Here is a 25,209-nt window from a genome sequence, read left to right on the forward strand (position 1 = left end):
GTATTTTTCAGGAGGAACAAAATGACAACGACCACTTATATTTACATGGTGCGGCATGGAGATTCGCTCAAAACATCGGGCAACGAAAGATCGCGTTTTCTGTCAGCACAGGGTGAAAAGGATGCGCAGAGAGTAACGCAGCGGCTGCAGGGTGAAGGCATAGATGCCCTATACAGCAGTCCGTATACCCGGGCAGTAGATACGATTGCGGGCCTGGCCGGGGCGCTGGGCAAAGAGATTCACAAGGTCGAGGATTTAAAAGAAAAATGCTGGACGGAAGACAACCGTACGCTGCAGGACCCGGAGCTGTATCCTTTTCTGGAGCAAATGTTCGCGGAGCCGGATTTTGTGCTGGAAGTCGGCGGGGAATCGAACCGTGTCTGCAAAGAGCGGGCCGTAAAGGCGTTGAAGGAGATTCTGCGCAATCATCCGGGCGAGAGAATCGTGATTGGCACCCACGGGATGGTCATGACGCTGATGATGAATGAGTTCGCTGAGGAATACGGGCTGGATTTTTTGCTGCAGACCCGCAAACCGGATATTTACCGGATGGAAATGAAGGATGGATTGCTTAGTCATGTGCAAAGAATGCCGCTTCATGACTGATCGTACATAATGAAGAATGAGGAGCAGGCAGGTGACCTATGAAAAAAAGCATACTGCTCATCCAGCCGGAAAATCAGAAGATTAACAGCTTCCGGAGGAAGCAGTTCAACAATTTCGTGCAGATTACGATGCCTTATTTGGCTGGTTTCATAGATGAAGCTAAGTATAAGATTACGCTTGTGGAACCGATGTAGTATTCCATCCCGCCGGCATGACTTCCGGGCAATTGTATGAGGGTTATCTTGATTTCCAGCGGCGCTTCTATTCCCTGCCTTCGTTCATCCGCCGGATGCGGGTGTCGGGAACACATCCGGTTTATAATTTTATCATGAACCTGGGCTACCGCTTGGCGATCAAGCAGGGCTGAGGTGAGGCAGCGGACGTTTCTGCGGTCAAGGTGCAGGGTTACGGGCAAGCCAGCCGTCTGCTACAGCTGATAAAAGCGCGCCGTATTGGCGGTCAGCATCGCCTTCGCCTGGGCGGCAGAATACCCATGCAGCTCTGCCCAGGCGGCTGCGACATCATGAACCATCGCCGGGCGGGTTGGACGTCCGGCAAACGGGCCTTCGAACGGCCAAGGCCCGTCCGTCTCGGCCATGACCAGCCCCTGCGGGTAGCGCCGTGCCAGCTCCCGGATCTCCGGCTCATATACAATATCCGGGGTGAAGGAGATATGGTAGCCGCGTTCAATCATGCGCGTGACCGCTTCTTCCGGACCTTTGAACCAATGAAAATGCGCTCTGGCAATGCCATGCTTCTCCAGCAGATTGCAGGCGGTTATAGCATCCTCGTAGACAGCATGCAGCACCACCGGTTTGTTCAGGCGGGCTGCCAGAGCAAGCAGGTTATCGAGTACCCGGAGGTAAGGCTCCATCTCAAAAGCTTCCCCGCGTGCCAGCGCCTCAGCCCTTAAATAGTAGGGAAGCCCGATCTCGCCTACAGCCACCATCTCCCCTGCATGCTGACTGATCCACTTCAACAGTGCCGCAAGCTCAGCTTCCGTTGGAGCCGGCTGCTCCGGGTGAAATCCGTAGGCCGGTTTTACCCGGCCCGGATACCGGGCGGCGATTTGTTGTGTGCGGATACAGGAGTCGAGGTTCATCGAGACCGCGACGAGCGATTGGATATCTTGCTCCAGCAACCCGAGCAGCATGGCCCGCTGCTCGGAATCCTCATATTGCTCCAGATGTATATGAGCATCAATCATCGCTTCATTGCTCCTTCTCCACATACTGCTCAGTAGTGTCATGGGGTTCAAACCGGATCGTACCCAGTACCATTCCTCCATTGCCTGCTTTGTAGTCCAACATCAATGTCCCCATACTCTCCCCCATTCCTATACTTACATTGGTTTCTGCCTTCAGCTTGCCATCCGCCACTTTATAATAAGTAACTGCTCCAATTCCTGCATGGGTGCCGAAGTGATCCAGTCCGCCGTCACCGGCCCGGTCAGGTAACCGGAAAGTGTACTTTGATGGAGAAGAGCCGGCAACCTCAAGCTGGAGAAGCACATCTTTTTGATCCAGTGAGATTGTGGAGAAGACAGCGGCGGAGGCTGCCTTTTCCGCTGTGGGCACCGCTAGCTCCTTCCACACTTCCGGCTTGACTACATGGACCTCCTCTTGGGAAATACCCGTTCCTGTACCAAGACTTAAGATCACTATAGCTTCCGGCTTCCCGTCATCATCCACATCGGCATAGTGAAGTTCCGGCGGGTATGACACCAGTCTGGGAGATCCCCAGTTATAGCTGTGCTTCCTGCCGTTCACTTCAAGTATGAACCCTTTATAGGTACTGCCTTGCTTCCGGGCCGCATACAGCTTGACCTTACCGGAGCTGCCCGCTGCAACGGCAAGAGGGTCTTTGGGGACCCGTACGGATGTACTGACATCTCCCGATGTAATGGACACCGTATCTCCGGAAGCTGCAAGCTTGGCTACCGCTCCGGTAAGCAGGTCCACAGTCCCCGCAGAAACATACACATGCCCCTCCTTGAGAAGGACCGGCCCCTCTAGCTTGTCCTTATAACCTCCGTCAGTCTGCGTATATTGAACCTGCATGGCTGAACTGCCGGGTGACAGAACCGAACGGGAGCTGTTGGTAGTTAAGCTGAGTTTTTTGTGTGCATTATCCCATTTCAATTCAACCGGGTAATATTCCAGCAGCGCTCTGGCCGGGACATACATTAGCTCTCCGGAATAAAAAGGGCGAAGCTTGGGCAGAACGGGCTGGCCGTCTACCGACAGTGTTAACGGTGCAGTTGCAGATACAGAATCTATGGTTGGAGCTGCCGCACATCCGGCGATCAGCAAGGCAAGAGCGGAAGCGGTCAGTATTTTTTTCACAGAATAACCTCCAGAGTCTAAAAGTTCCAATCCATTCAATTATACTGTATATCTTCCGCTCCGGGGACACGATCCGTTAACAATACGAAGACAGGAATGTTACGTTTTATGCAAGAAAAGAAGCCATCACTACAATTCAGGCGGAAAGCTGCGGCAGATGTCAATGAATTGCTGCAGAGCTGGAGGCACGGATTCATGGCTTCGTGTGCAGATGGCAATATGATTGCTTAGCTGAATGCCTTCTACCTGCACCCGGGACAGCCGCTTCTGTTCCACATATTCCCGCACAGCCAGAGAAGAGATAAAGTTGGCACCGTATCCGGCCATGACCGAACGGATGGCTTCGCCCAGACCGCTGAACTGCAAAGTAACCTGCGGCGGCTTCAGACCATAGGTAACACACAGCGAGACAAGACGTGCCCGGGTTGAGCTGCCTTCCTCCCGCATAATGAACGGCTCCAGCATCATCTCCTGTAATGACACAGTACGGCCTGCGTAGGGATGGGAAGGGGACACCACGAACCACAGCTCATCCTCAAAAAGCTCCAGCCAATCGATATCCTCCGGCCTGTCCTGTGCTCCCCCTCCATAGAAGGCGACGTCGGCTTCATGGCGCTTCAGTTGTTCAAAAGCCTGCTGGGAATTAGTTGTTGTAATCTCCATTTCAATCTCCGGACAGCCGGCTTTGAACCTCGCAGCCCAGCCGGGAACCAGGAAATTTGCCGGAAGATAAGTGGCGGCAATGCGGAGCTTGCCTTTCCGGCCGTGGCGGTAGTCCTCTACAAATTCATCAATTTGTTCCTCGTAGGTGAAGAAATTGCCGGCCTGCTTAGCCAGCTCTATCCCAAAGGGGGTAAGCGAGACTCCTCGTCCGCTGGGATTGAACAGGGGCAGGCCCAGATCCTTCTCGAATTTCTTAATCTGGCTGGTCACTGCCGGCTGACTGATATTCAGCCGGGCTGCCGCCTTCGTAACGCTCCCGGTCTCGGCCACATAATAAAACAGTCTCAGGGCATGGATGTTAATAAGTATCCCTTCTTTCATAACATAAATATATATAAATCGCAAAAACATATATTAGTATTATGGTTCATTGTATCTTATATTAAAGACAGATCCAATACACAACTTAAAGGAGGAATCATATCATGGGAGAAATGAACACATGGAGCGAGGTTGACGGATATTTCAACAGCAGGCTGCTGCCAGCCGATCCGGTGCTGGATACTGTGCTGGATGCGAATGCAGGGGCCGGATTGCCGGCGGTTGATGTTGCCCCGAATCAGGGGAAGCTGCTGTATCTCCTGGCCAAGATGAAAGGGGCGGCAAATATTCTGGAGATTGGCACACTGGGAGGCTACAGCACCATCTGGCTGGCCCTGGCCTTGCCGGAAGCAGGCAGACTGGTTTCACTCGAATACGAGCATAAGCATGTCGTGGTGGCGGAGGATAATCTGAGACTGGCAGGATTAGCCGATAAAACAGAGGTCATTGAAGGGCCGGCGCTGGAGTCTCTGGCAGCGCTGGAAGCGCGGGGGGCTGCGCCTTTTGACTTTATTTTTATCGATGCCGATAAGCCCAATAATCCGCACTACCTGAAGTGGGCGCTGAAGCTGGCCTGTCCGGGATCGGTCATAGTAGCGGACAATGTTGTACGCGGCGGTGAGGTGGTTCAGGCCGACAGCAAGGATGACCGGGTGCAGGGCATTCGTCAGTTTATAGACCTGCTGGCAGCCGAACCGCGGGTAGAGGCAACAGCACTACAGACCGTAGGCAGCAAAGGATATGATGGATTTGTTCTGGGAATGGTCACAGCATAACAGTACCCCGCAGAACTGGACGTAAAAGCTGTCCATGTCTGCGGGTCACCGGAAAGGCATAACCTTGCATTTCCAGTGGTTTTTCATTCAATGCTGCATATCTCTCGGCGTCCTATAATTTAACATAACCTTCTAAACTACCTAGGGGAGGTTATGTTCATGAACAAGCTTGAAGCCATTCAGCGGTGCATCGAGGCAGAACGCAGGAAGCTGAATGAGATGGAAACAACCTATGGGCTGCTGCATCCGAAAGTGATCAGGCAATCCATGAAGCTGGACACATTAATTAATGAGTATACCAAGGAAGAATCGCTACGCTCGGATCCCTTCGAAAGCTAATGCCAACAGCTTTTCTACAAATTCTCCATTGAGTGTGTCTCCTGTAATCAGCAGCCGGTAGAATATCGGTCCATACATAAGATCAATACTGCAATTTACATCCAGATCCTTTTTCAGTTCCCCCCGCATTACCCCGCGCTCCAGCAGTTGTCTGGCTTCCTGACGGCGCGGTGCGAAGAATCTCGTCCGGTAAGCCTCGGCAAGGCCGGCATCGAATTGTCCTTCTCCGATCATCTCCGTAATGACCTTTCCTTCACGGCTGTACAGAAAAGCGGCCAGGTTCGTAGCATGGATTCTAATATCCTCCTTAACGGAACCCGTATCCGGCACAGGAAGCCGGGCGGTAGCGGCAGACAGATACCCGTCAATCACCACAGCCGCTTTATTGGGCCACCATTTATAGATCGTGGCTTTGCTGACTTTTGCCCGTTCCGCAATTTTCTCTACCGTCACGGCGCCGAATCCCGTCTCCAGCAGCAAGTCATAGGATGCCGCAAGAATGGCAGCCTCGGCCTCATTATTGCGCGGCCGTCCTCTTTTTTTATCCATCATGATAACCTCCTGATTGAATTTATCCTTAGCCATATTCCGGTTCACCATAAGAAACTATACGTCCATTATACAAAAACATACATGGAGTTAGCCAGCCTGGCGAAGGATAAGCTGTGAATCACAGACTTTATAAATAAATTTCGAATTGCCTATTTACAAAACTGTACGTTCAGTATATCATAAAGACATAAATTAATGAACTATACGTTTAGTATTTAAATGAAGGGTGGAATTCACATGAACCAGGTAAATCAGGCAAGTCGTGGAATGAACGTGAAACATGCGCAAGCAAGCGCAGCAAGCAAGGCGGTCCCCGGCTGGATCACTTTTCTGCTGGCGGCCTCCTGCGGACTTATTGTTGCCAATCTGTATTATGCCCAGACGCTGGTTGGACCGATCAGCGCAGCTACTCATCTTTCCTCTGGAGCTGCAGGGCTGATTGTGACGCTGACCCAGATCGGTTATGTTATTGGACTGTTGTTTGTGGTGCCGCTTAGCGACATTATTGAAAACCGCCGCTTGACGGTAACTTCGCTGGCAGTCGTGGTAGCTGCACTGGCAGCGGCTACTCTTGCTCCCAATGCGCCGTTGTTTCTGGCCGCATCCCTGTTTATCGGACTCGGTTCGGTAGCCGCACAGATTCTGGTGCCGTATGCTTCCTACTTAGCCGCTGAAGAACACCGCGGCCGGGTCGTGGGCAATGTGATGAGCGGATTGCTGCTGGGAATTATGTTCGCCCGTCCGCTGGCCAGCTTTGTCTCCGGTCTCTGGGGCTGGCATGCGATCTTTGCCATCTCTGCGGTAGTAATCGCGCTGTTGACGATTCTGTTATCCCGTGTCCTTCCTAAACGTCAGCCTATGCCAACCATGAACTATGGCGGATTGATCCGTTCGCTGGGGACGCTGCTGAAGACTACACCGGTGCTGCGCCGCCGGGCGCTGTATCAGGCTAGTCTGTTTGGAACCTTCAGCTTGTTCTGGACGACCGTTTCTTTGCGGCTGGCCGATACCTATCATCTGAGTCAGCAGGGAATTGCCCTGTTCGCATTGGCCGGTGTCGCCGGTGCGGTTGCCGCTCCTATTGCCGGAAGACTGGCGGACCGGGGCTGGACCAGACCCCTGACAGGACTTGCGTTTATGCTGGCGGCCGCAGCCTTTTTAATCGCTTACCTGTTTCAAAGTGATTCCAAAGTAACACTGGGACTGCTGGTTGTGGGGGCCATTATCCTGGATATGGGGGTTTCGGGGAACCTGGTGCTTGGACAGCGGGCGATCTATTCCCTTGGCAACGAAGCGAGAGGACGTTTGAACGGATTGTTTATGGCTATTTTCTTCATAGGCGGAGCCATTGGTTCCTCTCGGAGGCTGGGCATATGCGTATGGCGGCTGGGGATTGACTACTCTGATCGGGCTGGCTCTGCCGGTATTGGCCATCTTGTACTACTTAACGGAGAAAAAACAAGCGTAAGCGGCAGGGTCTTGTTAAAAAGACTGCTCTCTGGGCTGGATCAACCAGCGCTGGAGAGCAGTCTTTTTTTAATATACGGGTACCGTCCTAATAAGAACGGCGTAGCCGTTTTTACTTGTATGAGCAGAATGTGCAACATAATCCGCATACAGCAGAGAAACAATCCATGATACTTGAGGGGATAAGGGAGATTTGGACTTTTTATTCCTGCTTGTAATGAAATGCAGATATTGGCGTATTAGCTGGTGTACAACACTTGGCCCGGTGGATGTTGCAGGAAAGGAGAGCTTGAGAGATGCAAGAGCGCGCATTGTTACAATCTTTTAAGCAAGGGAGAATTAAACAAGCAAAAGAGGATTCAGAACCAAATTCAGTGGATACAGACAAGCTGTTCACAACGGTCTTTGAAACCTATTATTCAAGAATATTCAATTATATTGCTTACCGTGTCAGCTGCCACTATACGGCGGAGGATTTGACCAGCCAGGTCTTCGAAAAGACATGGTCCAAGCTGCATAGCTACTCCCCGGAAAAAGCACCGTTTGAGGTGTGGCTGTTCGCCATCGCCAGAAATGTAGTGAATGATTATTACAGAAGCCGGAAGCGGAACCGTCTGTTTTCTCTGGATGCCATCCGGGAACTGGTGTCAAGCAGACAAGCCCCGGAGGAGCACATGCTGGAGGGGGAACGCAGCGGAAGGCTAAATCTTGCGCTGGATACACTGTCAGCCAAAGAGCGGAATATCGTGGCGCTGAAATTCGGCGCTGATCTGAAGAACAAGGAAATTGCCAGCCTCACCGGAATGACTGAAAGCAACGTCGGCGTCATTCTATACCGCTGCATGAGAAAATTGAAATCTGAAATAGGGAGCGTGGACCAGCTGTGAAAACTAAAAAGACAGTGCAAAAGTTCTCCAGGGATGTTGACGCAGGTCTGCATCATCTGGAGCCCGCCCAGTGGAAAGGTTCTCCGGAGTACCTGGAGCTGCTGGAGCTGAGCAGAGTTCTGGCCGGACAGGATTTCAGCGAAGCCTCCCATAAGCAGGCTGTTCTCGGCAGAGTGAGGAACAAGACCTATAACCAGCAGGAGGAAAAAATAATGAAAATGAACGCTAAATTGAGACGCCCGGTCATAATCCTCGCTTCCCTATTAGTTGCAGGGGTGCTAAGTATAAGCATCGTTAAGCCATCCTTTGCCCAGGAGCTGCTGGACAGAGCGCTGAACAAGATCAATCTCGGCAACATTATTGCCAGCCAGATGGACCCTGACGAGACTCAATCGTTTCCTGAGGCGTGGAAGGGCAAGCTCTATGATAAAAACGGAAATAAGATTGAAGATAATACCAAGAAGCTGGGTGAAGTCTATAACGCCGAGGGAGAGCAGATCGTTAATTTTGATGGCGATAAGCTGATTACGAAGAGCGAGCAGGAGCAGCGCGACAAGGAAGCGGAGGCGAACCGGCTGATCGTGAAGGACCCGGCGGAACTGGATCGATACGCACTTTTTACTGTAAAGCTGCCGAAGTATCTACCTGAAGGGTTTGCTTTTGACCATGGGGAATTCAGCAAAGGGGAACAAGGTGTGAACGGCAAATACCTCGACCTGATATTCACCAGTGAAAAAATCGGCCAGAAGCTCTCCATGCAGTTTCGCTATTCTGACGAGGAAACAGCCTACGAAATGTCAACCAGCGGGAAGATGGAAAAAGTGCGGGTGAACGGCGCCGATGCTGTCATGATGGATGACAGAAGTCTGGATTGGGAGGCGGACGGCGTGTTGTATTCTGTGAACACCAGTGGCCTGGACCGGTCCGAGGTGCTGAAGATCGCTGAGTCGATCCGTTGACCAGAAATTAGCCAAAAAAGCAGCGATCCTCCATTTAGGAGAACCGCTGCTTTTTTTATTCTATCCGAAATGTAGAGGCTGCTTCGGCCAGGCTTTTCGAGAGCTGGTCTATGGTTCCCACCATCTCAGCCAGCTGGTCAACGGCGGAGGATTGCTCCATCATAGTAGCGGTAACTTCCTCTACCGATGCGGAAACCTCTTCTCCGGTAGCTGACAGGCTTTGAGCTGAATCGAGAACCTCGTCCTTATCCTTTTGCATATGAGCAATTTCATCGGCCATTGATTGGATTTGCACAGTGATTTCTGTGATTTTATCCAGAATGGTCTGGAAGGCCGTTTGGGTTTGTCCTACGAGCTCATCCTGCTTTGCGGAAATCTGATTAATCTCCATTACGCTATCATTATTTTCGGCGACAAACGCCAGGTTTTGTTGAATAATCTCATAAATTTCGTTCGATTGCCTCGAGCTTTGCTCAGCGAGCTTGCGAATCTCGGAAGCTACTACGGCAAAACCTCTTCCATGTTCCCCGGCCCTTGCAGCTTCAATCGATGCATTAAGGGCAAGCAGATTGGTCTGGGCGGCAATCTGATTAATGGCCCCCGTAATATTGCTGATGCTGTTGGAGCTATCCTGAAGCTTAACGGTGATGGCCGAGATTTTTTGGACTTCCTGTTCATTTTTGCTGCTGATCTCAATCAACCCTTCGACGACCTGATTGCTGGTATGGAAGACCTGGGTGATTTCTTCGGCTCTTTGTCTGACCGCTTGCGCGTTATCATTCATTCCGGCAAATTTCTCACTGAACCCATAGAACTTATTGACGATTTGCTCAGTATCATTGGATTGAAGCTCCATCGCCTGGGCTATTCCCATTGAGGTTACCGAGGTTTCATTCACAGAACGGGCGGCCTGTTTGGAGGTCTCCTCCAGCTCATGGGTGCTTGTCTTAAGTATGGTAATCGAATCGTTCATATTGGTGATGAGCGCTTTATTTTGCTGGACCATGGTATTAAAGCTGTCCGCCAGATCCTTGAACTCACTTTTATAGCTGCCGTCTGCGGTTACCGTCAAATCTCCCGTAGCCAATGTTTTGAACCGTGAGGTCAGCGTAACCACAGGTTTGGTAATGGAACGGGACAGCAGCAGTCCGAAACCAATGGCAACCAGCAGGGCAATGACGGTTACAATCAATATCTTCATTAACATATCCTGAATGGGGCGTTCAATATCGTCGTAGGAATCAATAACAGATATAGTAAGGTCGGCCTTGGGAATTTTATTGATTCTCAGGTATTCCGTGCCCAGTTCGGTCGTCTGGATTTCCAGCTCATCCGTTGCCCGGGTCTCCAGTAAAGTTTTGATCCCCGGATCATCACCGACATCCTGGCCAATACGCGCCGGGTCGGAGGAATTATATAATACAATCCCGCCCCGGCTTAGAACCTCAATTTTACCTTTGGCATTAATATTAATGTTGCCCAGTTTATCGAGGAAGAAGTCGCTGGCTACTGTCATGGCCAGGACGCCCAGAACTTTCCCGTCGGCAGATTTGACCGGTTGGGAGAATACCAGGAGCAGTTTGTTGTTTGATTTGGAGACAATAGCGTCGCTGATAAACGATTTTCCTTTTAAGGCTTCTGTGAAATACTCCCGGTCAACCCGGGATTGCCCCAAACTCTCTTTATTGGTTCCTGCGACGATAGTCCCTTGTGAATCCAATACAAGCAAGGAGTCATTTCCTCCCTGCAGACTATCCTGAAGGATGTTGTTCGCTTTACTGAAAACGGGATTGTCCGGGGAAAAGAACGCTTGATCCGATAATGTTCCTTGTTCTCTAAGCTCTAGCAGCTCTTTGAAGGTATTATGCACGGAAATGACATAAGAGATTTGTTCCTCAAGCTGCATCGCTGTCCACAGTCCCTCGCCTATACGGTCACTATTCGCATTAATTTCATCCTTGCTCTTGCGGAGCAGCAGGTCCGAAGAAAACAAATAGACCGTCACTGAAGTTGCCATGAGAACTACAGCCACAAGTAAGCTTAATAGAATAGGAAGCTTAACCTTCAGAGAGATGTTGCTTATTTTATTGGATACTTTGTTTGCTTTCCACATGTTGTTATTCTCCTCTGCTTTGTATAAGTTACTCACATGGTTACGTTAATATATCGGCTGCAAATTTGCTTTAATTAAATGATAAAATATTACATTTGACCTACTGCCTTGGCGAAAAAAACGGTTGCTGTTGCTGAATAAAACCAGGCTTGTGCTATTGAGGGTAAGATATCTAATATAGAGATATTTTCTCCTATGCTATAATGATCAAAAATGTTTTCGTGGGAGCTGTTGCGGTCATGAACAATGAAACTGAGCTTGGACAATTACTGGAGTCTCTGAAAATATCACTGCCGCTGGTGCAGCGTCTATTTCCGCTGGATGTGATGTTCGCATTGGCGGATTCGGAAAAATTCATCTACTATCTGCCGGGAACAGAGCTGGATATCCGCATTCAAGAGGGGATGCCGGTTCCGCCAAGCGGGGGAATCCGCATGGCATTGGAAACGGGAGAGGACGTGAGTGCCAATATTCCGAAGGAAATCTACGGCTGGCCGTTCAAATCCACCTCTATGCCGATAAAGGATCAGAACGGAGCGGTAGCTGGTGTTTTTACCATAGGAATCAGCCTCAGCAACCAGGAAACGCTCAGCGATGCGGCGAATGCTCTGGCAGTGACCTCTGAACAAATCAGCTCGACCTCGGAAGAGATCGCGGAAACCGCCTCTGATCTGGCGAACACCGTAGGTGAGCTGAAGCTGCTGGGGCAGAAAGTGGTTGAGGAGCTGCAGCAGACGGATGAGATTCTGGAGTTCATCCGCAAGGTGGCGGATAATTCCAACCTGCTGGGGCTTAACGCGGCGATTGAAGCTGCCCATGCTGCGGAGCACGGGCGCGGCTTCGGCATCGTTGCGCAAGAGATCCGGAAGATGTCCGTATCCAGCGCCTCGTCCGCGAAGGATATCGCCGGCATTCTGCAGACGATCAAACAGAACATTAACCAGATGGAAGCAACACTGATGGATTGTCTGGCCCAGAGCGAACGCCAGGCCGCAGCGACAGAGGAGATTACCGCCTCGATGCAGCAGATGTCTGCTTCCGCCGTTGAGATTGAGAAGATCGCGCGGCTGATATGAAGCGGGAGCCCAGCGGTCTGCTGATCCGTGATTTATCGCTGTCCGGTTGGTCCGGGTGACCGTTTGCTCACCCGGTTTACCTCAGTAAGCCTGCGCTCTGCGCGGGCTTTTTGGGTTGCTGTCCGGCTGGCTGCCATTATCCATCCTGCTTGTCATGCCCGTCTGCATAATGCAGGCAAGTCCCTCATAGACATGTACTAATCAATGCTTTTCCAAAACAGGTTAAGGGGATGATGTCATGCGCCGGATAACATGGGTACTCGCGATCATTATGAGCGTGGCCCTGGTGCTCGCGGGATGCGGAAAGAAGGACGCCGCTTCCGTGGTCAAGGATTTGAACAATGTGTCTGACAAGCTGGAGAGCAAGCAGGGGGCTTACCAGGGTTCGGGCACGATGACGCTGTACACCGGCGAGCAGCCGCAGGAGTATAAGGTGGAGGTCTGGTACAAGAATCCTTCCTACTACCGGATCAGCCTGTCGAACGTCCAGAAGGATGTTACGCAAATCGTGCTGCGCAACGATGAGGGCGTATTCGTACTGACACCAAGCCTTGGCAAAAGCTTCCGCTTCCAGAGCGACTGGCCGGACAATCAAGGCCAGGTCTATCTGTACCAGACGCTGCTCCGGGGAATTGTCTCCGACAACAACCGCCAGTTTGTGGAGGATGGAGACAACTACGTGTTCGAGGTAGCCGCGAATTACCAGAGCAGCGCGCTGGTCCGCCAGAAAATCTGGCTGGCGAAGAAGACCTATGAGCCGAAGCAGGTGCAGGTCTCCGATTCGGAAGCCAAGGTTGTGGTGAACGTGAAGTTCGACAGCTTCAAGTTCGATCCGGAATTTACCAAGGATTCTTTTGATATGCAAAAGAATATGGCAACAGGCAGTGCTGCCGAAAGCACACTGGCGGAAGTGGATGAGAATGGCAATCCGGTCGCTGCACCGGAGAACGCCCGGCAGGAAGACCAGACGGCGGCCGCTGAACCCGGTGATTTCGGGATTATTGAACCGGGTTATATCCCAGCCGGTGTGCAGCTGAAAGATTCCAACAAACTTGAGGACAGCAAGGATCATTCCGTGCTTCTCCGCTATGATGGAACATACCAGTACACAATCATTGAGTCCCGGCCGCTGGACCGCGCTGTCTCACTGGCACCGGCAACCTTGATTGATCTCGGCTTCACCGCAGGGGCGCTGACCGGTGATGAGCAGAAGACACTGACCTGGATGAGCGATGGGGTGCAGTACCGGATCACCAGTGCAAATCTTCCTGTGAGCGAAATGATGCAGATTGCCGCTTCTATGGAGGAACAATCGGGTAAGTAAATATCAGTAGGCGGATACTGCGTATGGTGGGAGTCATTCCTCTACAAGCAGTATCCGCTTTTTCAGCTCTTCTGGCCCTGACAGGACCTATAGAGGTTCTGCCAAAAGATAGCTCCCTGCTTACATTGACAGCCGCCTTCGATTAGCATTACCATTGACGGTAAGACTATAATCAATACGATGCAGAGATGTTTTACTACAATGTTAGAAGGTGACCCTGAAGTGCAAGCAAGCTATCGACCTACAGTAGCCGAGATTAATCTCGATGATCTGCGTGCCAATTATGAGGCCTTCCGCAAGGTTCTTCCTGCGGAGACCAAGTTCATGGGATGCGTCAAAGGAAATGCGTACGGCCATGGAGCGGTGGAAGTGACCCGGGAGCTGGAACGGCTTGGAGCGGATTATGTAAGTGTTGCTTTTTTGGATGAGGCATTGGAGCTGCGTCAAGCGGGAATACTAATTCCTATTCTGGTGCTCGGCTACACCTCTCCGGAAGGAATACCCGTTGCCTGGAAGAACCATGTAACCGTAACACTGTTCACCCCGGAGGTGCTGGAGGCGGTAAGACAGCTTCCGGTTGACCCGGAGCACCGGCTGAAAGTGCACATCAAGATAGACAGCGGGATGGGTCGGCTGGGGCTTTTGCCGGCTGATGCCCCCGATTTTATCGCTGAAGTGCATTCTGTAGCGCAGGCGGAGCTGGAGGGGATGTTCACACATTTTGCCAAAGCAGACGAAAGCAACAAAAGCTATACACTGATGCAGTACCGACGGTTTATGAGCGTGGCCGAAACGCTTCGGGACAGAGACATTCACATCCCGATCATACATACGGGCAATAGCGCTACGGCCATTGATACACCTCTTCTATCCAGTAACATGGTGCGTGTAGGCATAAGCTTGTACGGTTTCTACCCCTCGACAGAGGTGAACCGCGAGCTGGTGGCTTTACACCCGGTAATGACGCTGAAGACGCAGGCGGTCTATGTCAAAACCCTGCCGCCCGATTGGGGCATCAGCTACGGCACCCGGTACTTCACAGACAGCGAGGAGATCATTGCGACGCTTCCGGTGGGGTACGCCGACGGATATTCCCGCATGCTAACAGGCAAAGCGGAGGTGCTAATACGCGGACGCCGCGTTCCTGTCGTCGGAACCATCTGCATGGACCAGTGTATGGTAACGCTCAAATCTTTCGCTGAAGAAGCGGAACAAATCAAAGCTGGCGAAGAGGTTGTACTCATCGGACGCCAGGGTGCCGTGTCCATCACGGCAGACGAACTGGCGCTCCATCTTGGAACGATTCACTACGAGGTAATCTGTATGCTGGCCCACCGGGTGCCGCGTGTGTATGTACGCGAAGGCGCTGCTCCTAACCTGGTGAACCCCTTGCTGCAGACCTAATGTCTTGACCGCGTTGCTGATGCAAAGAACGGAATAGAAGGATAATGTCGTATTGACGAGTGTGACTTATGGTCTATACGAACCGCCATTTCTAGTTTATAATGGAATGCAGCATACTTGATATACTGGCGGCATATATTCCTTGTATAAAATTCCTTGTATATTGCAACACTGGAACACAAGGGCAGAAGGTTTGTGGGGGTGGAAGAGAAGGTGGCCAATTTGCAGAACACCAAAAGAATCATGATCAGCTTGCCCGATCATCTCTTGCAGGAAGTGGATGGGATCGTCCAATTGGAGAACTCCAACCGGAGTGAATTGATCAGGCAGGCCATGAAGCTGTATCTGAGCGAACGGAGGAAACGGACCATCCGCGATTCGATGCAGCGTGGCTATATGGAAATGGCTAAAATCAATTTGACCATGGCATGCGAGGCGTTTCTCGCGGAGGAAGATGCAGACAGTACTCTTGGCCGCTTAGTAAGCGGGGTGTAGATATTGATCGTTAAACGCGGCGACGTTTTTTTTGCCGACCTTTCGCCGGTGGTGGGTTCAGAACAAGGCGGAGTACGGCCGGTACTGGTCATTCAGAACGACATTGGCAATCGCTTCAGCCCGACAGTCATTGTGGCAGCCATCACTGCCCAGATTCAGAAGGCTAAACTGCCGACGCATGTAGAAATTGATGCGGCTGCTCACGGCTTTGACAGGGACTCCGTCATACTGCTGGAGCAGGTTCGGACAATTGACAAACAACGCTTAACTGATAAGATCACCCATCTGGACGATGAAACAATGAAGCTGGTGGATGATTCGCTGCAAATCAGCCTGGGACTGATTGATTTCTGAGCCGGGCAGACTTATAGATCACAGGATAATGTATGGAGAGGCACACCGGGAGATCCCGGTGTGCCTCTTTGAGCTGGACGCAGCAATAATATCATGAATTTTACAGTGTGCTCCACCCGTGAATTGTAGTATCATGTCCATATAAATAACACTAAATGTTATTTATATTTTAAAATTTGCATAAACAATTCTTATATTCTCAAAATAAACCCCCGTTAGATGAACCGTGTGTATTCAGTTGTAAACGTTAAATCCTGCCATTTCGCCCCTCTTGAAAGAGCTTATCAAAGGTTTTGTAAAAAAAGATTTAAAATTAACTATCGGTGTGGTATAGTGTTGTTACGTAACAATACGTTACCTATTTTGTGTTACATAAGTTAATCATCGATGGGAGGTATTTACAATGTATCGGATGGGACGAAAATTGGGCTTGTTAATGTTGGCGGGTTTATTGGTAGTACTGACGGCGTGCAGCGGCAATAATTCTACTCCTGCAGCCAATGGGAATGGAGATTCGAAAGGCAAGACAACAACGCTTAAGTTTTTTCACCGCTGGCCCAATGAACCAAGAAATTCGTATTTCAATTACATTAAGGAGGAATTCGAAAAACAGAATCCGGGTGTCAAAATTGAGATGGAATCCGTCCTGAACGATAACTACAAGGAGAAAATCAAGGTTCTTGTCTCCTCGGGGACATCCCGGATGTCTTCTCCTCCTGGTCGGACAGCTTTGCCGAAAGTCTGGTCTCCTCCGGCAGAGTTGAAGATCTTACTTCTATGTACGACTCTGATCCGGACTGGGCAAAAACCCTGGTTCAGAATCAGCTGAAATCCTTCACTTTTGATGACAAAATATATGGTGTGCCTTTTACCATGGATGGAAAGGTCTTCTTTTATAATAAGAAAATATTCAACGAGCTGGGTCTGGAAAAACCAAAGACCTGGGACGAGTTCATAGCCCTGCTGGACAAGCTTAAGTCTTCCGGCTACGACACGCCGATTATCGAAGGCCTCCAGGATTCCTGGGCCGTGGGGCACTACCTGGGCACAATGAATCAGCGGATGCTGAGTCCGGAGGTGCTGGCAACTGACTATGCAGTAGGTACAGGCCAGTTTACCGATCCGGGATATCTACAGGTACTGAAGTATTGGCAGAAATTATCTTCATATATGGGGCCAAACGCGACTTCCGTCAACCATGAAGCGACGAGAAATATGTTCATCGCCGGAGAAGTACCGATCCATTATTTGCAGTTTGCCGAGCTGGGTTATCTGAAAGATAAACCCGATCTTGAGTTTGATTATTTTAACTTCCCGCAGTTCTCCGAAGGTAAAGGGAATGCCGAAGGTCTGACAGGTGCACCTGAAGGATTCATGATCAGCAAGGAAACAGCCAATAAAGAGCTTGCCGAGAAATTTGTAAAGTTCATTGTCTCTCCTGAGAATGCAGCGAAGTTTCAGCAGGATGTAGGTTCTATGACAACTGTAATTGGTGCGGCTACGAAGGAGAATTCCCCGCCGGGAACCCTGGAAGCGATCGAAGTGATCCAGAAGGCGGCAGAAACCACCCCTTGGCTTGATAATGCGATGGATGCCAGCGTAGCCGATGCCTTTATGCGTGGAGGCCAAGCCATTGCTGCGGATATCGAGACTCCTGAAAATGTGCTCAAAGAAGTGCAAACCGCAGCGGCGAAGCTTCAAGCAGTCAAAAAGTAGAAACGAAGTGCTTCAACTGTGAAGAGGGGGCTTTGCTCCCCTCTTTCTTCTAAGATACAGGGAAATGCGTCTAACTGGGTTCCCGGGATAAAACAGGGGGAAAGTGATGAGAACAAGAAGAACGATAGCTCCTTATTTGTTTGTCTTGCCGTGTGTGCTGATGCTTGCAGTCTTCGTATATATGCCACTTATCCAGAATTTCTTCTATAGCTTTCAGAATATCTCACTGCTGTCAGGAAAAAGCTCATTCGCCGGTTTTGATAACTATAGAACACTGTTCTCCGACCCTGTTGTGGGCAAAGCCTTAATCAATAATGTGAAATATGCAGTGATCTCATTGCTCTTCCAGGTAGGATTTGGACTGGTTCTGGCCGCCATCCTGGAGGAAGAGTTTCTGAGAAAGGTCTCGGCGGTATTCCGGACGATCTTTTTTATACCCGTTATTATTTCCATTACGGTTATCTGTTTGTTATTTTCCTTCGTCTATAACCCGACGGACGGTCTGCTGAATATGTTCCTGCAAGCTGTGGGACTTGATTCCTGGGCTAAACCATGGCTGGGTTCCGGTACTACAGCCATTTATGCCGTCATTGCGGTATCGCAGTGGCAGAGCATCGGCTATTGCATGATGTTGTTCATTGTGGCCATTCAGAAAATTCCGCGCGACCTCTATGAAGCGGCCAAAATCGACGGGGCAGGCAAAATAAAAATCTTTTTCAGCATCACGCTGCCTCAGGTAAAAGAAATGATTTTTGTAAATTCACTTCTGACCATAACAGGGGCGTTTATGGTATTTAACGAACCCTTTATTCTAACCAAGGGCGGAGGTCCCGGAACCAGCTCCATTACGATTGCGGTTCTGATGTATCAGAATGGTTTTGTCAGAGACAGCATGGGTTATGCCGCGACCATCTCACTGCTTATTTTTGTCATTACAGCAGTGCTGGCGCTCATACAGACGTTGTCATTCAGAACAGGGAAGGGGGACTGAACATGGCCGGCAAGCTGTCTATCTACAGACTCATTGTGCTGCTGCCTCTCCTGGTAGGGGTAGTCCTGGTGGTGTACCCGTTGTTCTGGATGGTGTCCTCATCATTTAAAAGCTACGATGAAATTTTTGGTTCTGTTTGGAATCTGCCAAGCGAGTGGCTGTTCTCGAACTACGTAACCGCCTGGACCAAAGGGATCGGCAATTATTTTATGAACAGTGTGATTGTCACCGTCAGCACGATTGCGGGCGTTGTCGTCATTGCTTCACTGTGTGCATATGGACTGAGCCGCTTCCGTTTCCGGTACAGCAAAACGCTGTTTTTGTTCGTGCTCGGTGGAATGATGCTGGACCCGCAGGTGTGTCTCGTACCGCTGTACAAGCTTTTGCAGAATTTAAATATTCATAATACGTATTTTGCCCTGATTCTGCCCTACATTGCCTTCAGGCTGTCGATCGCAGTGCTGCTCATCCGCTCTTATTTCCTGGGCATCCCCAAGGAGATTGAAGAGTCGGCAACCATGGACGGGTGTTCGGTCTTCCGGACCTATCTCAATATTTTTCTGCCCATGTCTCTTCCGATTATTATGACTACCATCATCCTTACCTCCTATTATGCCTGGAACGAGTTTCTGTTCTCTATTATCTTTATTGACTCTGACAAATACAGAACCATTCCGGCCGGGCTGATGAACTTCAAAGATGCATTGTCAACCGACTGGGGGGTTCTGCTGGCCGGGCTGGTCATCTCTTCAATGCCGCTTATTATTCTATTTATTTTTATGCAGAAATACTTCATCCAGGGCATGTCTGAAGGCTCTGTAAAAGGCTGAATATCGCACATAAGAACTTGGGAGGATTTATCCATGAGAATGATTGCCGTAGGCGACAATGTTGCGGATTGTTATTTGGATCAAGGGCTCTACTATCCCGGAGGCAATGCCGTCAATGTGGCCGTGAACTGTAAGCGGAACGGATGCGAGGAAGTGTCCTATATCGGTGTATTCGGGAATGACAAGAAGTCCGATCATATTATGGACTCGCTGGATAAGGAAGGAATCAGCTACCGTTATTCACGCAGGGTGTATGCGGACAGCGGCTCGCCCGGTGTGAAGCTGGTCGGCAATGACAGAGTATTCGTACGCGGTGCCCAGGATACAGCCCAGCATCTGCTCCGGCTGCGCCTAATGCCTGCGGATCTGGAATATATCGCCGGGCATGACGTCTGCCATACCAGCTGTTATTCCAGCATAGAGAGGGAGCTTCCTGTAATTAAGGAACACTGCGATATTTCCTTCGATTTCTCCACAAGGACGGATGAGGATTATTTGGGGCAGGTGTGCCCTCATATTAAATATGCATTTTTTTCGGGTGCGGAGCTTGACTCTGTGCAGATTGAAGCACTCATAAAGACCTGCCACCGGCTGGGGACGGAAATTGTAGGCATAACGAAAGGAAGTGAAGGCGCGCTGTTCTCCAGAAACGGTGTGCTGTACAAACAAGGAGTCACTCCGGCGGAGGTCGTGGATACGATGGGAGCGGGAGACAGCTTCATTGCCGGATTTCTGGTATCTTATCTAAAAAAAGGAGTTATGGAAGAGGCGCTGCAGTCCGGGGCAAATTCTGCCGCGTATACCTGCACCTTTTACGGGGGATTCGGGTACCCCAAACCCATAGGGGAATAATTATACACCTGAATGTACGGTCACAAGCTGTTCATTGCTTGAACAGCTTTTTTTGACATGTTATTTATTGCTCACTAAATATACAATACGAATTTGTCGCCTACGATATGCTGTTCTCCGTAATGAATGATTTCCATGGTGGAGGAAACAACGGTGCCCTGGGAGAGCAGCAGCGGATAGCCGACCGGAATCCCCAAGTACTGTGCTTGTGCCGAATCGGCAAATACGGTCTGGATCGATTTGCGCTGGCGCATGAAGGAGACATCACGTTTGGCTTTGATAGTAGCGTACAGCGAATGGTTGTCCATATTTTCCTGCAGCAAAAAGTTATAGGCATCTGTAAATACAGCGTAATCCATCATTACCGGAACTTCGTCGGCCAGCATAATGCGGCGGATCGCTACAAGACTGGAGTTCACAGGAACATTCAGCGCTTCAGCCAGTTTGGAGGTGGCACTGATCTGCCGCTGTTCAACCAATTTGGAAGAAGGTCTAAGGTTGTTAAGCTTGCAAATTTCTGTAAATCCCAATACCGAGGGGCCGAATTTCGCTTGAATCTTAGGTGTGGTGATAAAGGTGCCTTTCCCTTGCTTGCGGTCAAGCAAGCCCTCTTCAATCAATTCACTGATCGCAGTCCTGACCGTGCGCCGGCTGATCGAGTACATTTCACATAACTCAAATTCAGTGGGAATCTTCTGCCCCGGCTTCATGATGCCGGCTTCGATATCGGATTTGATAATGTCTTTTAACTGCACATAAAGAGGGATAATGCTATCCGGCTGTAATTGTCTCATTGCAACTCCTTTTGAGAACGATATTAGAATTCAACTAATTATTATAACGTTGGCGATTATTGCTGTCAAAAGCCAACCACAGGTAATATATAATACTTTTTTTATAATGTAAACTGTTTGAACTTCAGGAAAAGGGTTGATTTCAGGCAATATCCATAGTAACATATAGATACATTACGTTACATGACGTAACAAATAGATGTTTCTGGCCTGCCGGAGATATCTACAACAAGAGGAGGAATTTATCAATGAACCAAGAGCATGTGCAACAACTGGAAGCAGCGATTCAGGCCGTAGCCCAAAGAAAGGTATCCAATTTCTATTTTGTAGCCTGCGGCGGCTCGCTCGCAAACGTTACACCAGCGCAATATATTCTGGATCGTGAGATTGAGATCCCCTCAGCCGCTTATTCCTCTAACGAATTTATTCACCGTTCCCCCAAAGCGCTTGGACCAAGTTCCGTAGTCATTACCTGCTCCCACTCCGGGAACACCCCGGAAACGGTTGCGGCAACGGCATTTGCCCGTGAGAAGGGTGCATTGACGATTTGCCTGACCAATCTGGTGGATTCACCGCTCTGGGAGGCTGCAGAATTCAAACTGCATTACAATTATGCCCCTTATGGCGAGGCTCTCCGCGGGGAAGAAACCAGCATGGCTATCCTGTACCGGCTGGTATTCGGCATTCTTCAGACTTTGTATCCGAATGAGAAATATGCCAACGCGATCAGTTCCATTGAGAACGGCCTGCATGGTGTGTATGAACGGAATAAGGCCTTAACCTTGGACGCCGCCAAAGCATTCGGACGCAATTACAAGCGGGAAAAGCTGATTTACACCATGGCCAGCGGAATTAACTATTCTGTAGCCTACTCGTTCGCCATCTGCCTGCTGCAGGAGATGCAATGGATTCATTCCAGTGCCATCCATTCCGGAGAATACTTCCATGGACCTTTTGAAATTACAGACTTTGATGTACCGTTCATCGTGATTAAAGGACTGGGAGAAACCCGGCCGCTGGATGACCGTGCTTACGATTTCTGCGTGAAATATTCCGACAAAACGATTCTGATTGATGCGGAGACTTTCGACCTGGAGGGAATCTCCCCGGATGTGCGTTCGTACTTTACGAACCTTGTAGCTGGTGTAGTACTCAGACAGTACGCACAGCATTTATCTGAAGAAACCGGACATGCGCTTTCGGTGCGCCGTTATATGTGGAAGATGGAATATTAAGATATTCCGGCAAGTTCAATCTATATAGGTAATATTTCTTAAGATCCAAAAAGTGAAACGGGAGCGGTAATGTTCCCGTTTCCTTTTGGTTTGATTCCCGTTTCGTTGTCCGGAATTTAGCAGATGGGTGAGGGATTGAAATGAGCATTTATCATTCAATAGATGATTTCTTGCATCGATTGGAGAGTACGCTTATATCCAATAAAGAGCCGGTCGATGCCAACCGGATTCTTGCCGAGCTGCGGGCCTCCTATAATGAAATGGGCAGGAACGGGGGCAGGCTGTATCTTAAGTATGCGGATGAGATCAAGGCTGTGCTGGAATACCCGGAAGAAGTCGTGATCAGTGAGGCTATGTATTCTGAGTTCAAACAGGGCTTCAGACAGCTGAAGAAGCTGTGGCAGGCCAAAAGGAATGTGGAAAGCTTCTATATTCATTGCTGCTGCCAGATCCGCCAGTTGCTCATATTTAACAGAGTATCAGAGGAACACTGCCGCAGCTGTCATGGGACTCTTCTCTATTATTATGAAGAAAACTCCCAAATGGTCATGAAAAAATGCCAGGTCTGCAGAAGTATCTACAGCAGCAGAACAGGCACACTAATTTCCGCCTCCGAAGGCCTGAAATTAAGCAGGGCAAGCAAACAAAACCTGCAAGAGGTGGTCAGCCCCGCCGAATGGATCGGATATTGCGGGGAGTGAAGGGATAAAGGAGCTTTGCTAATAGTTTCAATGGACTGGCCCGCCGTTACTGCGGGTCTTTTGTTTGATTTCTGGGGATACCCGGGCAATGCATCTGCTCCCGTGCACTGGCTTGCCCAATAGGGTGAATGTGAAGCTCGGCAGCTTGAAGTCCGGTGTGGAATCCACCAGCCCATGAGGACAAAATTCACTTTGGGCAGCTTTTGTGCTACAATTAGACCGGACGGTCGGTTTAGGAAGGGGTGATCAGGATTAAAGGACGTTCTGACGGAGAAGAGACAAAGAAACGGATTGTGCAGAAGGCTGCGCAGCTGTTTGTTCAAAAAGGATATGGAGCTGTAACGATGAATGAGGTCTGTTCAGCGGCAAAGGTCAGCAAAGGCAGCCTGTATCACCATTTTCCCAGTAAGGATGAGCTGTTCCTGTATGTGGTCGAAGATGATACGGAGCAGTGGCTTTCCCAGTGGGCAGAGAAGAGCAGCAGCATCAGTGGCCTGGAAGAGCGTTTCTATGCGCTGGGCGAGCATTATGCGAATGATTTCCAGAATCCCCTGATCCGGGCGCTCGAGGAATATGCCAGATCCCGTCCTCATTCCGATGAGGTCCATCAGCGTCTGGCGCAGCTCTACGAATCCGCCTCGGAGGCCTGCCGCAATCTGCTGCAAGAGGGAATGGACAGCGGATATCTGGTCAAGGGCGATCTGGACAATTACGTCATCGTTGTGAGCGGCCTGCTGGAGGGAGTCGCCAGAGTCAGCGAGATCATGGCCGCAGCAAAGGCACCGGAGGATATCATGCAATATTACCGCGAAGCCATAGGGCTGCTGCTGCAGGGGATCCGTGCCCGGTAGTCCATCCCGGTTAATAACGCTGCTCATGTAAGCCTCCAATGAGTGGGAGGAATGGTGGAATGAGAGGTAAAAGTACCTTTGAATTCTCCGCGAGCGTGCTACGGTACCTCACAGGGTGATTTTCTTGTTGTCTTTAAATAGACCGGATGGTCGGTCTTATTGTTTTTTTGAAATTTTTTACTTAAGGGAACACCAAGGATATGAAGTTGGGTTCTGGAAATACGGGGGTTACTCAAATGACATTGTTACTTAGAAACCGGGGAGCGATGCTGCTCCTGATGCTGAATATATTTCTGGCGTTTACAGGGATCGGACTGGTTGTCCCGATTATGCCTACTTATATGAATGAGCTGGGGATCGGAGGCAGCATTGTCGGACTGCTGGTGGCAGCTTTTTCGCTGACCCAGCTGATCCTGTCGCCTCTTGCCGGAGGGCTGTCCGACCGGATGGGCCGGAAAAAATAATTGTCGGCGGGCTGGTTGTATTTGCGTTGTCGGAGCTGCTGTTTGGTCTTGCTGAGTCAAGCTGGCTGCTGTTTGCGTCGCGAATGCTGGGAGGCGCCGGAGCGGCAATGATTATGCCTGCGGTCATGGCCTATGTGGCGGATACGACCTCTATGGAGGAACGGGCCAAAGGCATGGGGCTGATCAATGCGGCGATTACCACCGGTTTTATCATAGGACCGGGTCTCGGCGGCTATCTGGCTGAGCTTGGCATTCGTGTGCCCTTCTTCGCAGCTGCGGGGGCAGCGGCATTCGTTGCTGTGATGACCCTTATTGTACTGCCGGAGTCACGTTCAAGTGCAGAGCTGGGGGCAGCCAAGTCTACACAGGAAAATAAAGATAGTAAAGACAGTAAAGACAGTAAAGACAGCCTTATTACTCAACTGGTGCGTTCCTACCGGGAGCCTTATTTCTTCGGGCTGGTGATTGTCTTTGTGCTCTCCTTTGGACTTGCCAATTATGAGACAGTATTCGGATTGTTTGTCGATCATAAGTTTGGCTTCACGCCCAAAGATATCGCTTTTGTGATAACCTTTGGTTCGATTTCGGGGGCGGTGATTCAGGTTACGGCGTTCAGCTGGATTTTGAATCGTTTTGGGGAAAATAAAGTCATTTCGGCTTCACTGCTTGTTTCAGGCCTGTCCATCCTCCTGACTCTATTTGTGCATGGCTACTGGGCTATTGTCACTGTAACCTTCATTGTGTTTCTTGGGATGGATATTTTGCGGCCCGCTGTCGGTACGCAGCTCTCCAAAATGGCGTCGGAGTCGCAGCAGGGCTTCGTGATGGGCATGAATTCCGCGTATACAAGTCTAGGGAATATTGCCGGACCGATTGTTGCCGGAGTCCTCTTTGACCTCGATATCAACCTTCCGTATACTGTGGCTGCGCTTGTGCTCATGCTCTGCTTTATCATGTCGCTCGGTTCAAGAAAGCGGATGAACCGCCCGGATCTGCAGGCGAAACAGGCCGATTGATATGCTCTGGATTTTGGC

The 25,209-nt window shown here is 50.0% G+C and carries 26 protein-coding genes and 2 pseudogenes; 22 read left to right on the forward strand and 6 right to left on the reverse strand.

Annotated elements, in window-relative coordinates:
* The first annotated feature begins 21 nt into the window (after positions 1–21).
* The 3 genes from JI735_RS14920 to JI735_RS14930 are packed head-to-tail and all read left to right on the forward strand — an operon-like array spanning position 22 to position 973.
* Positions 22–606: a histidine phosphatase family protein gene (locus tag JI735_RS14920; RefSeq protein WP_039836302.1), complete on the forward strand. Its 585-nt coding sequence runs from the start codon at positions 22–24 to the stop codon at positions 604–606.
* Between the two features lie 38 nt (positions 607–644).
* Positions 645–800 (forward strand): hypothetical protein, encoded by a 156-nt coding sequence (locus tag JI735_RS14925; protein WP_202677524.1) that lies wholly within the window; start codon positions 645–647, stop codon positions 798–800.
* Between the two features lie 17 nt (positions 801–817).
* On the forward strand, positions 818–973 hold the full coding sequence (locus tag JI735_RS14930) for a hypothetical protein (RefSeq protein WP_157771411.1): 156 nt from the start codon (positions 818–820) through the stop codon (positions 971–973).
* A gap of 60 nt (positions 974–1,033) precedes the next feature.
* Here the strand turns inward: JI735_RS14930 and JI735_RS14935 are convergent, their stop codons facing one another.
* The 3 genes from JI735_RS14935 to JI735_RS14945 form a co-directional block, all read right to left on the reverse strand.
* Positions 1,034–1,813, reverse strand: coding sequence for a TatD family hydrolase (locus tag JI735_RS14935; protein ID WP_083886779.1), 780 nt, complete (start codon positions 1,811–1,813; stop codon positions 1,034–1,036).
* Positions 1,814–1,817: 4 nt separating this feature from the next.
* Positions 1,818–2,951 carry a stalk domain-containing protein gene (locus JI735_RS14940; RefSeq protein WP_039836300.1) on the reverse strand — a complete coding sequence of 378 codons (1,134 nt, stop codon included), beginning with the start codon at positions 2,949–2,951 and terminating at the stop codon, positions 1,818–1,820.
* 129 nt (positions 2,952–3,080) lie between these two features.
* On the reverse strand, positions 3,081–3,977 hold the full coding sequence (locus JI735_RS14945) for a LysR family transcriptional regulator (protein WP_039836307.1): 897 nt from the start codon (positions 3,975–3,977) through the stop codon (positions 3,081–3,083).
* Between the two features lie 122 nt (positions 3,978–4,099).
* Here JI735_RS14945 and JI735_RS14950 point away from each other — a divergent pair, with 122 nt between their 5' ends.
* Positions 4,100–4,771, forward strand: coding sequence for an O-methyltransferase (locus tag JI735_RS14950; RefSeq protein WP_039836299.1), 672 nt, complete (start codon positions 4,100–4,102; stop codon positions 4,769–4,771).
* Between the two features lie 159 nt (positions 4,772–4,930).
* On the forward strand, positions 4,931–5,110 hold the full coding sequence (locus tag JI735_RS14955) for an aspartyl-phosphate phosphatase Spo0E family protein (protein WP_039836298.1): 180 nt from the start codon (positions 4,931–4,933) through the stop codon (positions 5,108–5,110).
* Here the strand turns inward: JI735_RS14955 and JI735_RS14960 are convergent.
* A complete protein-coding gene (locus JI735_RS14960; RefSeq protein WP_020427633.1) occupies positions 5,084–5,659 on the reverse strand; it encodes a TetR/AcrR family transcriptional regulator in 576 nt (191 codons plus the stop codon). The genes JI735_RS14955 and JI735_RS14960 overlap by 27 nt on opposite strands.
* A 270-nt stretch (positions 5,660–5,929) precedes the next feature.
* Between JI735_RS14960 and JI735_RS14965 the strand changes: the two are divergent.
* The 3 genes and pseudogenes from JI735_RS14965 to JI735_RS14975 all read left to right on the forward strand — a co-directional run bounded on the left by JI735_RS14965 (position 5,930) and on the right by JI735_RS14975 (position 8,975).
* Positions 5,930–7,130: pseudogene (locus tag JI735_RS14965) on the forward strand (MFS transporter).
* A 373-nt stretch (positions 7,131–7,503) separates the two neighbouring features.
* Positions 7,504–8,016, forward strand: coding sequence for a sigma-70 family RNA polymerase sigma factor (locus tag JI735_RS14970; protein ID WP_233476408.1), 513 nt, complete (start codon positions 7,504–7,506; stop codon positions 8,014–8,016).
* Positions 8,013–8,975: a DUF4367 domain-containing protein gene (locus JI735_RS14975; protein WP_039836295.1), complete on the forward strand. Its 963-nt coding sequence runs from the start codon at positions 8,013–8,015 to the stop codon at positions 8,973–8,975. Before JI735_RS14970 ends, JI735_RS14975 begins: the two co-directional genes overlap by 4 nt.
* A 55-nt stretch (positions 8,976–9,030) precedes the next feature.
* On the opposite strand, the gene JI735_RS14980 is transcribed toward JI735_RS14975, so the two are convergent.
* A complete protein-coding gene (locus JI735_RS14980; RefSeq protein ID WP_039836294.1) occupies positions 9,031–11,088 on the reverse strand; it encodes a methyl-accepting chemotaxis protein in 2,058 nt (685 codons plus the stop codon).
* Between the two features lie 239 nt (positions 11,089–11,327).
* Here JI735_RS14980 and JI735_RS14985 point away from each other — a divergent pair, with 239 nt between their 5' ends.
* The 10 genes from JI735_RS14985 (at position 11,328) to JI735_RS15030 (ending at position 20,130) form a co-directional block, all read left to right on the forward strand.
* Positions 11,328–12,164, forward strand: coding sequence for a methyl-accepting chemotaxis protein (locus tag JI735_RS14985; RefSeq protein WP_039836293.1), 837 nt, complete (start codon positions 11,328–11,330; stop codon positions 12,162–12,164).
* A gap of 27 nt (positions 12,165–12,191) precedes the next feature.
* Positions 12,192–12,365 carry a hypothetical protein gene (locus JI735_RS14990; protein WP_202677525.1) on the forward strand — a complete coding sequence of 58 codons (174 nt, stop codon included), beginning with the start codon at positions 12,192–12,194 and terminating at the stop codon, positions 12,363–12,365.
* Positions 12,366–12,402: 37 nt separating this feature from the next.
* Positions 12,403–13,488 (forward strand): LolA family protein, encoded by a 1,086-nt coding sequence (locus JI735_RS14995; protein ID WP_039836292.1) that lies wholly within the window; start codon positions 12,403–12,405, stop codon positions 13,486–13,488.
* Positions 13,489–13,710: 222 nt separating this feature from the next.
* Positions 13,711–14,892 carry an alanine racemase gene (gene alr, locus JI735_RS15000; RefSeq protein WP_039836290.1) on the forward strand — a complete coding sequence of 394 codons (1,182 nt, stop codon included), beginning with the start codon at positions 13,711–13,713 and terminating at the stop codon, positions 14,890–14,892.
* 213 nt (positions 14,893–15,105) lie between these two features.
* Positions 15,106–15,387 carry a CopG family ribbon-helix-helix protein gene (locus JI735_RS15005; RefSeq protein WP_025708964.1) on the forward strand — a complete coding sequence of 94 codons (282 nt, stop codon included), beginning with the start codon at positions 15,106–15,108 and terminating at the stop codon, positions 15,385–15,387.
* A gap of 3 nt (positions 15,388–15,390) precedes the next feature.
* The gene (locus tag JI735_RS15010) at positions 15,391–15,741 is read left to right on the forward strand and encodes a type II toxin-antitoxin system PemK/MazF family toxin (RefSeq protein ID WP_019913013.1); all 351 of its coding nucleotides are present in this window, start codon (positions 15,391–15,393) and stop codon (positions 15,739–15,741) included.
* A 741-nt stretch (positions 15,742–16,482) separates the two neighbouring features.
* Positions 16,483–17,457: an ABC transporter substrate-binding protein gene (locus JI735_RS15015; protein ID WP_325175625.1), complete on the forward strand. Its 975-nt coding sequence runs from the start codon at positions 16,483–16,485 to the stop codon at positions 17,455–17,457.
* Between the two features lie 106 nt (positions 17,458–17,563).
* The gene (locus JI735_RS15020) at positions 17,564–18,448 is read left to right on the forward strand and encodes a carbohydrate ABC transporter permease (protein WP_039836289.1); all 885 of its coding nucleotides are present in this window, start codon (positions 17,564–17,566) and stop codon (positions 18,446–18,448) included.
* Between the two features lie 2 nt (positions 18,449–18,450).
* Positions 18,451–19,278: a carbohydrate ABC transporter permease gene (locus JI735_RS15025; protein ID WP_039836288.1), complete on the forward strand. Its 828-nt coding sequence runs from the start codon at positions 18,451–18,453 to the stop codon at positions 19,276–19,278.
* A 33-nt stretch (positions 19,279–19,311) separates the two neighbouring features.
* On the forward strand, positions 19,312–20,130 hold the full coding sequence (locus JI735_RS15030; RefSeq protein ID WP_039836287.1) for a PfkB family carbohydrate kinase: 819 nt from the start codon (positions 19,312–19,314) through the stop codon (positions 20,128–20,130).
* Positions 20,131–20,204: 74 nt separating this feature from the next.
* On the opposite strand, the gene JI735_RS15035 is transcribed toward JI735_RS15030, so the two are convergent.
* Positions 20,205–20,924 carry a GntR family transcriptional regulator gene (locus JI735_RS15035; protein WP_039836285.1) on the reverse strand — a complete coding sequence of 240 codons (720 nt, stop codon included), beginning with the start codon at positions 20,922–20,924 and terminating at the stop codon, positions 20,205–20,207.
* A gap of 248 nt (positions 20,925–21,172) precedes the next feature.
* Between JI735_RS15035 and JI735_RS15040 the strand changes: the two genes are divergently transcribed.
* The 4 genes and pseudogenes from JI735_RS15040 to JI735_RS15055 all read left to right on the forward strand — a co-directional run bounded on the left by JI735_RS15040 (position 21,173) and on the right by JI735_RS15055 (position 25,191).
* Positions 21,173–22,159 (forward strand): SIS domain-containing protein, encoded by a 987-nt coding sequence (locus JI735_RS15040; RefSeq protein WP_039836284.1) that lies wholly within the window; start codon positions 21,173–21,175, stop codon positions 22,157–22,159.
* Between the two features lie 179 nt (positions 22,160–22,338).
* Positions 22,339–22,860 carry a hypothetical protein gene (locus JI735_RS15045; RefSeq protein ID WP_202677526.1) on the forward strand — a complete coding sequence of 174 codons (522 nt, stop codon included), beginning with the start codon at positions 22,339–22,341 and terminating at the stop codon, positions 22,858–22,860.
* Between the two features lie 242 nt (positions 22,861–23,102).
* A complete protein-coding gene (locus tag JI735_RS15050; RefSeq protein ID WP_039836282.1) occupies positions 23,103–23,711 on the forward strand; it encodes a TetR/AcrR family transcriptional regulator in 609 nt (202 codons plus the stop codon).
* Between the two features lie 236 nt (positions 23,712–23,947).
* Positions 23,948–25,191: pseudogene (locus tag JI735_RS15055) on the forward strand (MFS transporter).
* Positions 25,192–25,209 lie beyond the last annotated feature (18 nt).

This window comes from Paenibacillus sonchi (assembly GCF_016772475.1).
Classification (GTDB): domain Bacteria; phylum Bacillota; class Bacilli; order Paenibacillales; family Paenibacillaceae; genus Paenibacillus_AQ; species Paenibacillus_AQ sonchi.